Annotated in this window: 8 protein-coding genes and 1 pseudogene; 4 read left to right on the forward strand and 5 right to left on the reverse strand. The window is 61.4% G+C overall.

The features are described from left to right. Window positions 1-384: 384 nt before the first annotated feature. Window positions 385-1,155, forward strand: coding sequence for a hypothetical protein (locus tag ACKVY0_RS22765; protein WP_409217153.1), 771 nt, complete (start codon window positions 385-387; stop codon window positions 1,153-1,155). A 495-nt stretch (window positions 1,156-1,650) separates the two neighbouring features. Here the strand turns inward: ACKVY0_RS22765 and ACKVY0_RS22770 are convergent, their stop codons facing one another. Continuing rightward, complete coding sequence (locus ACKVY0_RS22770) at window positions 1,651-2,835, reverse strand: OmpA family protein (protein ID WP_409217154.1); 1,185 nt, start codon at window positions 2,833-2,835, stop codon at window positions 1,651-1,653. 759 nt (window positions 2,836-3,594) lie between these two features. Then, window positions 3,595-3,879 (reverse strand): annotated as a pseudogene (locus ACKVY0_RS22775) (IS1634 family transposase); the annotation flags it as partial. A 182-nt stretch (window positions 3,880-4,061) separates the two neighbouring features. On the opposite strand from ACKVY0_RS22775, the gene ACKVY0_RS22780 reads away from it, so the two are divergent. Continuing rightward, window positions 4,062-5,669, forward strand: coding sequence for an arylsulfatase (locus ACKVY0_RS22780; RefSeq protein ID WP_409217155.1), 1,608 nt, complete (start codon window positions 4,062-4,064; stop codon window positions 5,667-5,669). Window positions 5,670-5,886: 217 nt separating this feature from the next. Here the strand turns inward: ACKVY0_RS22780 and ACKVY0_RS22785 are convergent, their stop codons facing one another. From ACKVY0_RS22785 to ACKVY0_RS22795, 3 genes are read right to left on the reverse strand one after another with little or no spacing between them, the layout of a single operon-like run. Beyond that, window positions 5,887-6,432 carry a hypothetical protein gene (locus tag ACKVY0_RS22785; RefSeq protein ID WP_409217156.1) on the reverse strand — a complete coding sequence of 182 codons (546 nt, stop codon included), beginning with the start codon at window positions 6,430-6,432 and terminating at the stop codon, window positions 5,887-5,889. A gap of 4 nt (window positions 6,433-6,436) precedes the next feature. Further along, window positions 6,437-7,360 carry an ACP S-malonyltransferase gene (fabD, locus tag ACKVY0_RS22790; protein ID WP_409217157.1) on the reverse strand — a complete coding sequence of 308 codons (924 nt, stop codon included), beginning with the start codon at window positions 7,358-7,360 and terminating at the stop codon, window positions 6,437-6,439. Window positions 7,361-7,416: 56 nt separating this feature from the next. Beyond that, window positions 7,417-8,586, reverse strand: coding sequence for a glycerate kinase (locus tag ACKVY0_RS22795; RefSeq protein ID WP_409217158.1), 1,170 nt, complete (start codon window positions 8,584-8,586; stop codon window positions 7,417-7,419). A gap of 150 nt (window positions 8,587-8,736) precedes the next feature. On the opposite strand from ACKVY0_RS22795, the gene ACKVY0_RS22800 reads away from it, so the two are divergent. After that, the gene (locus ACKVY0_RS22800; protein ID WP_409217159.1) at window positions 8,737-10,182 is read left to right on the forward strand and encodes an ATP-binding protein; all 1,446 of its coding nucleotides are present in this window, start codon (window positions 8,737-8,739) and stop codon (window positions 10,180-10,182) included. Window positions 10,183-10,186: 4 nt separating this feature from the next. Then, window positions 10,187-11,443 carry a response regulator gene (locus ACKVY0_RS22805; RefSeq protein ID WP_409217160.1) on the forward strand — a complete coding sequence of 419 codons (1,257 nt, stop codon included), beginning with the start codon at window positions 10,187-10,189 and terminating at the stop codon, window positions 11,441-11,443. Window positions 11,444-11,730 lie beyond the last annotated feature (287 nt).

Below are 11,730 nucleotides of genomic sequence, written 5' to 3' on the forward strand. Positions count from 1 at the left end.
ATCAGGTTTTGTGATTTCCCACAGATTCAGAAAACCCGCAGATTTGTTTTCAGACTCATGCAATCTGTGGGTTCTCTGAATCTGCGGGATTCATGCATTTTCACCCATCGTGACGACGTGCGGTATATCAACCAGCCACTATCAACTGAGGTTTCTAGGCTGAACGACGAGACTCCCTGCATGTTCGAGCTTCTCATAACCAAGCGTGAGGGACGTTGACCCAGCTCGGTGGCAGCGCTTTGAATGCCTGATCCAAGCATCGAGGACGAGTGGGAGTGGGGAGGTGAGCGGTGCTTGGTTTGGGTTGGACACCCCATGGTGAGGGGGACGGTGGCGGACTAGTTTGGCACTGCGGGCAGTGTGAACCTGCCATCGACCCATCCTATGAAATCCCATCCATTGATCCTCCTAGCTGCGGTGCTGGCCTGCTACGGCCCTGCTGCCGCCCAGTCTGGCAGCCCACGCGCCCAGGAACTTCAGCCCTGGGCGCAGGAGACGAGCGTGGTGCATGACGGCATTGTGTTCTATCGCGGCCAGACCTACCTCATTCGCCACAGCCGTGCGGTGCTGGTGGATGCGACTTTGGTGCCGGAGGGCCAGGTGCTGACGGCGGCGGGGCGGCTCGTGGTCCTGCCGACCGATTTCGTCCATGATGCCACCCCGGCGGTGCGCGAGGGGCTCTTCGCCATGCGCGGACAGGTGTATCTGATCCGCAACGGCTACATGATGCGGGTGGATGCGGCGCTGGTGCCGGAGGGCCAAGTGCTGACGGCGGATGGCCGGCGTGTGCCGCTGCCTGCGGACTTCAGCGGTTTTGTGCTGGATCGTGCGCCCGATGGCACGGTGCTGCCGACGCCGCCCGCCCAGGCGGGGCTGCAGGTGCTCTCGGGTCAGGCGGGGGTGGTGCGAGCACCCAGCATCATCCCCCAGGGCAGGGAACGCAGGCTTAGGCCGCCAAGCCATGCTTTCCAACGAGCCGTGGCGGCACCGGTAGTCCAACGAGCGGTAGTGGCACCGGTAGTCCAACGTGCCGTGGCGGCACCGGTAGCCGAGGATATCCGCGTCGCGTTGCCACTGCCGATGAGCCTCCTCCCGCCGGCCAGCGCAGCGGCAACGAACTTCCTCCTGCCGGCAGTCCCATTGAAAGCCCCTTGATGGCCAGGAAGCGGCGTCAGGGTGCCAAATCCTGACAGAGCAGACGGAATAGCGGCAATGGGAAAGCGGAAAACTACAGCCAGAGAGTGAATGGAGCGAGGGAGACGAACAGGGGACTGGGAGAAGCGGGGGGCGGTGAACGGTGGACTGTTTGACTGATCACTGATTACTCAATGACTGATTCAAGCATCGAGGACGAGTAGGAGGGCGAGAACGAGGACGAGGACGAGTAGGACTTGGAGTAGGAGTAGGCTGCGCTCAATGCGGCGCATTGTCTGTTTGCCTCACTGTGTTCGTCCTTCGGGCAGCCTTTCGGCTGGCTATACCCAACGTCACCATGATTTGTGAATTTTGACTGCGGAGTACTGGAGTCGTGGAGTGCTGGAATGCAGAACTCCATCACTCCATCACTCCAATGGCCCGGAACTCTCAAATCTTGATGACGCGAGGTATATCTCCACTACGCGTCGGTTTGACTCCTGTCAGCGCCTCGGCTCAGCGCATGCGGAAGACCATGACCCGGCGGTCGCGACTGCGGTCTCTTTCCCCGGCAGTGGCTGGATGGGCGGCTTCCGCTTCACCATAGCCCACGGGCATGAGACGCTCGGGACTGACGCCATGCCGAACGAGTTCACGGGAGATCCGCTCGGCCCGTTCCTGGGACAGCAGGAGATTCTTGCCATAGTCGCCTTCGGCGGAGGCGTGGCCTTCGATGACGAAGGTTTCGGTGCGGAGCGTGGGCGCGTTCATGGCCTCGGCCACGTCGATGACGAGGTCGTAGGAATAGGCGTCGGCAAAGTCGGCCGAGCCTTGGCGGAAGAGGATGTCATCCCGGCTGATCGCGGAGTGGGGATCGACGCGGTAGGAGACCGCATAGGCATTGGCCGCCGTGTAGGTAGGCGGGATGTCGTTGTAGTAGAGTCCTGCCTGCGGTGCTGGGGGCCTGACGCTGTAGGTGCTTTGTGCCTGGGGGAGGACTTGGACGCGGTTGAGCTGCTGGGAGGCGACGAGGACGGGCGGTATTTCCTGCACGGAGGCATAGCGTACGACGCGGCGGTTGCCGTCGTAGAAGCGCGGGGCACGCTGACCCTGGGTGAAGGCAGGGTTACTTGCGTCGCGGGGGTTGGTGCCAGGGGGTGCGGGCGGTGGGGACCGCCCTTGGAAGCGCTGCACCATGCTGCCGACATTGCGTTGCCGGTCCAACTGCGTCCTGCCGGCTTCCTCGACCGGTGGCCGGTAGCCCTGTCTGGAGCGGTCGGTGGGAGGGGGCTGGTTCCGGGGCTGGTTCGCGATTTTACCTGCGACGGCTGCGCCGAGGATGGTCATGATCAGGCGCTTGGCATCGTCCTTGTCCTCGATTTTCCGGGCCTGTGCGGCGTCGGCTTGGCGGTCACGCTTGCCCTGGTCTTCAAGCACCTCGGCGGTCGCTTTCGAAGGGGGCTGCGGTGCGACGGGGCGCTCGGGGCGTTCGGCGGTTTTCGGTTCGACGGGAACTGCGGGCGTGGGGGTGGTGGCAGCAGGCATCGGTGTGCCGGGGGCCGGCGCGGGTGTCAGAGGAGGATCAAGGGGATGCTCGCTCGGATCGGTGGGTTTTTTCCCGGGGAAGGGACGAGTTCCGGTGGCGGCTGGTAGGGCGGCACTGTCAGCGGTCTCCGCCGGGCGTGCTGAGGGCGCTTTCATGCCTGGAGCAGGTGCCGGGGGTTCGGTGGTGGACTTTGGATCGGCTTCCGAGGCTGGAGGGGCTGGAACCGGGACCGTCTGTCCGGGCTTGCCGGATTTTTCTTTGGCACCGGGAGGGCCGGGGCGTTTGAATCCGGGTTTTGCCGGTTTTTCAGGTGGGGCAGCCACGGGTGGCACAGCAACAGGAGGCAGGTCAGGGGCAGGCATGGGCACGGGCGGCACCACGGGAGGCACAAGGGGCGGCACTACAGGAGGTACAAGGGGCGGTACAAGGGGCGGTACAAGGGGCGGCAGGTCAGGCACCGGCACAGGAGTTTCAGGTGCCGGGACGGGTACGCCCGGGGGCAGGGGCTTTTCTTCGCCTGGAGCCGGAGCTGAGGGTGGAGATTGCGCCAGCGCCAGGAAGGGGATGGCAAGGGTGGCGAAGGCGAGGAGGATGGACCGTTTCATGATGGGCAAGGGGCGGGAATGAGACAGGCTAGGGGTGGTCGGCGCGGCATTCCATGGGGACTAACCCGACTTAGCCGTATCCATGCAGTTGAACCACAGAGACAACGAGGACACAGAGGTTTAATGGATACATTTTGAGCGTTCATCTTTTGGTGAAGAGGCTGAAAAAACCGTTCTCTGTGTCCTCGGAGCCTCTGTGGTTTACCTACTGCATAGTTACGGCTTAGCGAACTGGATAAGCCGCCGAAGCTGGAAGCCTTGATCTTGCGACATCGAGGTCAAAAGGTCTGCACTACATGGCTTGCAAATTCACACACTCGGTTGGCTCGGGCCACTACTTGGCGGTGCGGTGATTTTCGGTGGACCTTGCTCGGGTAAGGTGAGTTTCATTTGGTCGAGCAGTAGTTGCAGATCCTTCTCAGGCTGCGTGAAGCGGCTCAAGTTGATCTCCCGTTCAGCGGTCGTGGGGAGATGCACGTCGAGCATTTGCACGGTGGCGAACTTCTCCAGCACGGCTCGTGGCGTCAGCCCTGCGGCGCATTTCCTCAGCCGTGCTTTGAGCGTGACTTGCAGGCAGTAGGCTAAAAAACGGATGATGTTGTGCGACTCGATATGGAAGCAAGTGTGCCACCCGGCGTGCCTGACAATGTGGTGCGTACCGTGACCGAAAACTGCCGCACACTGAAGTTCACGAATCAGGGGTTTGAGATAGAGTGACAAACTTGGTTTGCTGATTTGAGGCATGAAACCGTCACATGCCTCGTTTGGATGCTCTCATGATCCGTCTGCCTCTGTTCTTTCTCCTGCTTGCCGGTGTCACACTTCACGCGGCCTCGTCGAAACCCAATTTCCTGATCATCCTGGCCGATGATCTCGGTTACTCGGACCTCGGGTGCTACGGCAGCGAGATCGCGACGCCGAATCTGGACAGGCTGGCGGCGAACGGGCTGCGGTTCACGCAGTTTTACAACACAGCGCGATGCTGGCCGACGCGGAGTGTGCTCATGACGGGGCATTATGCGCAGCAGATCGGGATGGATCCGCAGTATGGCAAATTTCCAGCCTGGGTGCGCACGTTGCCGCAGCGGCTCGCGACATTGGGCTATCGCAGCTATCACTCGGGTAAATGGCATGTGGGAAACACGCCGAGGGTGGTGGCGGATGCGGGATTCACGCATTCCTACCATGTGGTGCATCAGGACAATCACTTTAGCCCGAAGACGCATGAGCTGGATGATGTGAAGCAGCCGCCGCCCGATGGGCCGTGGAATTCAAGCATCGCGATTGCCGATCATGCGATCGACTTTCTCAAGGAGCATGCGCAGCAGCATGCGAGGACGCCGTTCTTCACCTATTTGGCCTTTACCGCGCCGCATTTTCCGATCCAGGCACTGCCGGAGGACATCTCGAAGTACAAAGACACCTATCTCAATGGCTGGCCGACGACGCGGGCCGCGAGATTTGAGCGGCAGAAGAAGCTGGGGCTTATCTCGACGACACTTTCCGATCCTGAGCCGAAAATCACGGCCCCCAGCGGCAAGGAGAGCGATCTCGAAATCCTCGGGCCGGGTGAGACGCGGCATGCGGTGCCGTGGGAGAGCCTCAGCGAGGAGCAGAAGCAGTTCCAGGCGACAAAGCAGGCGATTCATGCGGCGATGATCGACCGACTCGATCAGGAAGTGGGACGTGTGCTCGCGCAGTTGAAGGCGATGAACGCTTTCGAGGACACGCTGATTCTGTTTCTCTCCGACAATGGCGCGAGCGCGGAGGTGATGGTGCGCGGATTGGGCCATGACAAAGCCGCGCCGATGGGCGCGGCGGCCTCTTATCTCTGCCTCGGGCCCGGAGGCTCCACGGTGTCGAACACGCCGTTTCGCCGTCACAAGATTTGGGTGCATGAGGGCGGCATCAGCACGCCCTTCATCGCGCACTGGCCGCAGGGCATCGCCGCGAAGGGTGAACTGCGTCACACGCCGGGGCATGTGATCGACGTGGTGCCGACTCTGCTCGCGCTGGCGGGTGCGGGCGCTGAGCCATCCGCGCTCTGGCGAGCGCAGCCACAGGATGCGCCGCTGTTTCCGGGGCGTAGCTTGGTGCCTGCTTTTGCGAAGGATGAGACGATCAGCCGTGACTTCCTGTTCTGGCATCACTCCGGCAATCGTGCCTTGCGTGAAGGCGACTGGAAGATCGTCAGCGCCGCCGATAATGGTGATGCGTGGGAGCTTTACAACCTCAGCAACGACCGTGCGGAGTCGAACAACCTCGCCGCGAAGGAGCCGGAGCGCCTGAAGGCGATGGCGGAACGCTGGGAGCGGCTGGAGAAGGAGTTCGTCGCGCAGGCGGGACCGAAGCCGGAGGGGAAGAAGAAAGGGAAGAAAAAGTAGGCTTGTTGCTGCGCAACAAGCGGGGGCATCGTAGGCCGGATGTGTTTGGCGGGAAAGACATGGAGAGACTCCCGGATTATCATCGCCAAACTATCCGGCTCTGGGGGCTGCGAGTGCTTATCAAACGCTCGCTCCCTTCCCAGACTGGCCGGACGGTTCGGCGAAGAGTGTCAGCATGGTTGCCACCGCGCATGCGCCGAACACATCCGCCCTACGATTACTTGATGCCGCCGATCTTGCAGCCTTGTGCCTCGTGTTGAGGTGCGGGGACGGGCTTGCCGGAGAGAATGGCGTCGAGCGCGTCGCGCAGATCTTTGGTGGTCGCGGCACGCTGGCGCTTGGTGGGGCCGAGATAGAGGTCATTGATGCGGCCTTGGTAGAGCGTTTCGGCTTTTGGCGAGAGCACGATGGCTTCGGGGGTGATTTTGGCCTGCACTTGTTTCGCAAGAAGTTGCTCTTTGTCGATGAGCACGGTGGCTTTGACCTCGGAGAGGATGGTATGTTCCATCGCGACTTCGAGAGTGATTTCGGGATCGGAATGCACGAGGTAAACGACGGCCTTGTCGCTGTAATCGGCGGCGATCTGGTTGATCTCCTTCACGAATGACTTCGTGGTGGAGCAGAATGGCGAGACGAAGAAGAGCACGACGGCTTTCTTGTCGCCTGCAATGAGTGGATCATGTGTTTTGCCATCGGTGCTGGGCAGTTCGATAGCTGAGGCGATGCTGCTGAGCAGCAATGAGGTGATGAGCAGGCGGAACATGAGCTTATTGCAGTTGAGCGAGGGCAGCATCAAGCGAGGCAGCGTCTTTGATGCTGATGACCTTCACGGATTTGTCGATCTTGCCCATGAGGCCGGCCAAAGTGGCGTCGGGGCCGAGTTCGATGAAGGTGGTGTGGCCGGCGGCGATGAGGTGCTGCATGCTTTCGACCCAGCGGACGCTGCCGGTGACCTGGCTGGTGAGCGTGGAGCGGATTTCCTCTGGCGTGGAGACGGAGCGGGCTTCGAAGTTGCAGACGACGGGCACCTTGGGGCTCTGAATCGGTGCTGCGGCGAGCACTGCGGCGAGTTTGTCCTGCGCGGATTTCATGAGGCGGCTGTGATAAGCGCCGGCCACGGGCAGGGGGATGGAGCGCTTGATGCCTTTGTCCTTCGATTTGGCCGCAGCGGCGGCGATGCCTTCGGCGCTGCCGCTGAGGACGATCTGACCGGGGGCGTTGAGGTTGGCGACATCGATATCGCATTCAGCAGCGAGTTCGCGGATGGCGGACTCTTCGCCACCCAGCAGGGCGAGCATGGCACCCTTGGTGTTTTCACAGGCTTCCTCCATGAAGCTGCCGCGTTGGAAGACGAGGTTGAGGCCGGTGGCGAAGTCGAAGGTGCCAGCGGCGGCATGTGCGGTGAATTCACCGAGGGAGAGACCGGCGGTGGCGGCGATTTCGAGTGAGGGAACCTTGGACTTGAGGACTTCGAGCAGGGCGAGGCCGTGGGCGTAGAGCGCGGGTTGGCAACGGCTGGTTTTGGTGAGTTCCTCCATCGGGCCTTCGAACATGATGTTCGTGAGCGAGTAGCCGAGGGCGGTATCAGCCTGGTCAAAGAGGGCACGGGCGGCGGGATAGGCTTCGGCAATGTCTTTGCCCATGCCGACTTTTTGGGCGCCTTGACCGGCGAAGAGGAGGACTGCGTTCATTCTGGATGTTGGATGCTGGATTCTTGATGCTGGATGAAGAATGGCATTGAGCACGGTCAGCGTAGCTGTGCAAGTGCTCGCAAGGCGGAGGCTTGGTGGAGGACGGCGTTGTGCAGGAGTTCGGGGCCGCGTTGAATGGCTTCGGCGAGAGGCATGTCCTTGGGTTTGATGGCGCAGAGGAGATCGAAACGGTCGCGGAGCTGATCTTCGGCTTCGATGGCTCCAGCGAAGGCGGCGACGGGTTTGCCGAGGGCGCGGGCCATGTCGGCGACGCCCATGGGGCCTTTGCCGTGGAGCGTTTGGGCGTCGAGACGGCCTTCGCCGGTGATGACGAGGTCGGCAGCGGCGATGCGGTCGCGCAGATGGACGAGATCGGCGATGAGATCGAAACCGCTGGTGAGTTTGGCCCCGCAGAAGCTCATGAGGCCGAAGCCGAGGCCGCCAGCGGCTCCAGCGCCGGGGACGTCGCGATGATCGACGCCGAGATCGCGCTTCACGATGTCGGCGAGGTGCTGGAGGCGGGTTTCGAAGAACTCGAAATCTTTGACGCCTTTCTGCGGGCCATAGACGCGGGTGCAGCCGTGGGGGCCGAGGAGGGGATTGTTCACGTCGCAGGCGACGAGGATTTCAGTAGGCGTGTTCGCCAGAACGCGATTTCCCGTCCGCATTCTAGCGAATGCGCCTACCGAGGGCACCTCGATCTTCGCCAGGCGGTCCATGTGTTGCATGATGGGTGTGAGCGGTTCGCCATCGTCATCAAGGAAAAGGAAGCCGAGGGCGGCGGCCATGCCGAGGCCGGCATCGTTGGTGGCGCTGCCGCCGATGCCGATGACGAGGCGGTCGGCACCGCGCCCGATGGCATCTAACATCATCAAACCGGTGCCGTGGGTGGTGGCGGTGGTTGGATCGAGTGGGAGATCGCTGACCATGGCGAGACCGGACGCGGCGCTCATTTCCATGAGGGCTTCGAGTCGGCTTGCGTCGCGAACGAGGCCGTAGAGGGCGGTGATGGGGCGGTTTTGGGCGTCGAAGGTGGCGGTTTTGCACCATTCGCCGTTCAAGGCGGCGATGACGGCTTCGGCGGTGCCTTCGCCACCGTCGGCGATGGGGCAGAGGTCGCATTCGGCATCGGGAAGCGCCTGTTTGAGGGCTGTTTCGATGGCTTTGGCCGCCACCGTGGCCGGGATGGAGCCTTTGAATTTGTCGATGGCGATGAGAATGCGCATGGGCGGCGCATGATGGCGAGAGTGAGGCGACTTGCCAAGCCAGGGTGCGGTTTGGATCGCCAAGAGTGGCCACAGGGTGTCAGAGAGGTGTAAAAAAACTGGGTTTGGCCTTGCCTTGAGGATGCATTCATTATTAAGTTTACAGTAGTTATGTCTTTAGCCAGTCTGGCAGAGGTCAGCCCGCATCTGATCGCCCACAGTCAGGACCGCTTCATCAGCAGCGGTCCGGTGGCCATTATGCCCCGGTCAGACCGGTTTGAGCGAGAGCAGCAGGAGCTGAATCTGCGCAATGCACGCATGGGAGCGTGGTTCGTGATGATTTTGGTGCCGCTGTGCAGTTTTCTCGACTTCATGGCCTACCCGGAGCGCTACTGGCAGTTTTTGGTACTACGGGTGGCCTGCGCGGCGAGCTGTGTGCCGCTGCTGCTCGCGTTGAATGGTTCGCTGGGTCGAAAGTACTGCCGGGCTTATCCGATCATCCTGCCGCTGCTGCCGGCGCTCATGATTTGCTTCATGATCTACCTGAGTGGTGATCCGGGGTCGGGTTATTACGCGGGGCTGACGCTGTGCATCGTGGCGACGGCGTTTGTGTTCCATTGGACGTTTCGTGAGATCGGCATCACGCTCGGTCTGGTGGTGGTGGCGTACTTCGCCGCCACATTGCCGAATCTGCGGACCAGTGCTGATCCGCGGGCGCTGGGTATCTTTGCCAACAACACGGGCTTCATTCTGCTGAATTGCGTGGTGCTGTACGTCGGCAGCCGCCAGCATCATGCGATCCGGCTGCGTGAGTTTGCCAGCCGCTGCAAGGTCGAGGACCAGCGTGAGGAGCTGGCGGCGCGGAATGATGAACTCACCGCCACGCTGCAACGCCTACGCGAAACCGAGGCGCAGCTCGCGCAAAGTGAGAAGCTGGCATCTATCGGCCGACTGGGGGCGGGGATCGTGCATGAGATCAACAATCCGCTGAACTATGTGAAATCGGCGGTCTATCTGCTGAAGAAGAAAGGCAAGCTGATGCCGCCTGAACTCGCGGAATCGGTGAACAGCATCGCGGCGGACATCGGCGAGGGCATTGACCGTGTGGCGGCGATTGTCTCCGATCTACGCACGTTCGCGCATCCTGAAAACCGTGGCACGCGGCCGATAGACCTGCATGCAACGAGCCGCAAGGCGCTGCGGTTGCTGGCGAAGGAGATCAGTGATCGCGGCGTGACGCTGGTGGATGAAATTCCAGCAGGAATCATGGCGCAGGCCGACGAGAACTACCTGATTCAAATCCTGCTCAATCTCGTGCAGAACAGCCTGGACGCGCTGGCGGACCGGCCATCGCCAACGATTCTTCTCAAGGCACAGGAGACAGCGGCTGGCATCGATTTGATCGTGCGGGACAATGGCATGGGCATTCCGCAGGAGAACCTGAAGAAGATTTTTGATCCCTTCTTCACCACGAAACAGGTGGGGCAGGGGATGGGGCTCGGTCTGAGCATCTGTTTCCGCCTGATCCAGCAAATGGGCGGCGAAGTAAAGATCGACAGCGCCGAGGGCAGCCACACGCAGTTCACGCTGAGCCTGAAGAAGCCTGAGAACCACTAAAGCCATGCCCAACCCGCTGCTATCGCCTTATCACATTCTCTACGTCGATGACGAGGAGAAGGCGTTGCATTACTTCAAGGAGATCTTTGGTGACGAGTACACGATTCACATCGCGAACAATGCGGTGGATGGCTACCGCGTCCTGCAGGAGTATGGGCCGAAGATCGGTCTGCTGCTCACCGATCAGCGCATGCCGGGTCCGAGCGGCGTCGAGTTGATGGAACATGCGCGGAAGCTCAATCCGAACCTCGTACGCATTCTCGTCACGGCCTACACGGATTATCAGGCGGCGGTGGATGCGGTGAATTCGGGCCGCTGCTTCCGCTATCTGCACAAGCCGTGGGACCCCGACGAGTTGACCATCGTGATCAAGCACGCGCTGGATTACTACCACGCGATGGTCGAGCGCGAGCAGTTGCTGGTGGAGAAGGCTGAGACGGTGCGGCACATGCTGTCCTCGGACAAAGTGTCCGGCCTCGGCATCCTGGCGGAAGGATTGAACCATCACCTGCGCAATGCGCTGACGGTCGTGCGTGCATTCATTGATCTGGCACCGATGAAGCTCATGGAGGAGATCGGCGGTGCGCATCCGCGTGATCCGTCGTTCTGGCTCGATGTGCAGCATCAGGCGCAGTCACAGATCGAGCGCATCCAGTCGCTGCTGTCACGCCTTGCCGATGGCTCGCATGCGAAGCGGCTCGACCGCAGTGATGAGGTGACGCTCAACGCCGTGCTGGAGGAGATGATCAATGTCTTCGCCAACTCGCTGCATGAAAAGAACCTGCATGTGGACATCGAGATCGACCCCGACCTGCCGCCTTTGCGCGTGCATGGCGGGCGCTTCCGCCAGATGTGGCGGCTGCTGTTCATGGAGGAGCTGACGCACCTCAGCACGGGCGACAGCATCCAGATCAGCGCCAAGGTCAAACGCGATGCCGCAGGCCAGGACCATGTGGTGATGTATGTGCGCGACACCGGGGCCTGGGAGGGCAAGGACAAGCCGGTGAACCTGTTCGACCCCTTCTACACCCGCAGTCGCAAGCCGGATGACTTCGGCGTGAACATGATGGCCTGCTATGTCACCATGCATCTCCACGGCGGCAGCGCCGAGGCCCGCCACCTCGCGCCACGCGGGCTGGAAATCAAACTCAGCATGCCGCTGGAGGCCGGCGCGGAGCCGAAACAAGAAGATGATTTCTTCCGCCAACTGCTCAGGCACGAGCAGCGCTGGAAGCAGCGCGAGGAAATGGCGGTGGCCTGAGGTGCCGCACGGCATCAAATCCTATGCCAGGCCAGCCGGGCGCACGCAAAGGCATCAAGCCGCTAATCCCAATGCCGTTAAGCAATCCTGCAACGAACGCCGAACTGGCCCCTCACCTAACCTTTCGCTTCGCGGCGCTTCGCGGCGCTTCGCGGCGCTTCGCGGCGCTTCGCTAGCCCCGAAGCTCGCCTGTTTGCGCAACACGTTTCTCGCGGGGAGAGGGACCTGAATATCGTGCGCCAGCGTCAGGCTCCCTCTCCCCGGCGAGAGACTTGTTTTGCGTTTGG

The organism is Prosthecobacter sp. (assembly GCF_046154365.1).
Lineage (GTDB): Bacteria > Verrucomicrobiota > Verrucomicrobiia > Verrucomicrobiales > Verrucomicrobiaceae > Prosthecobacter.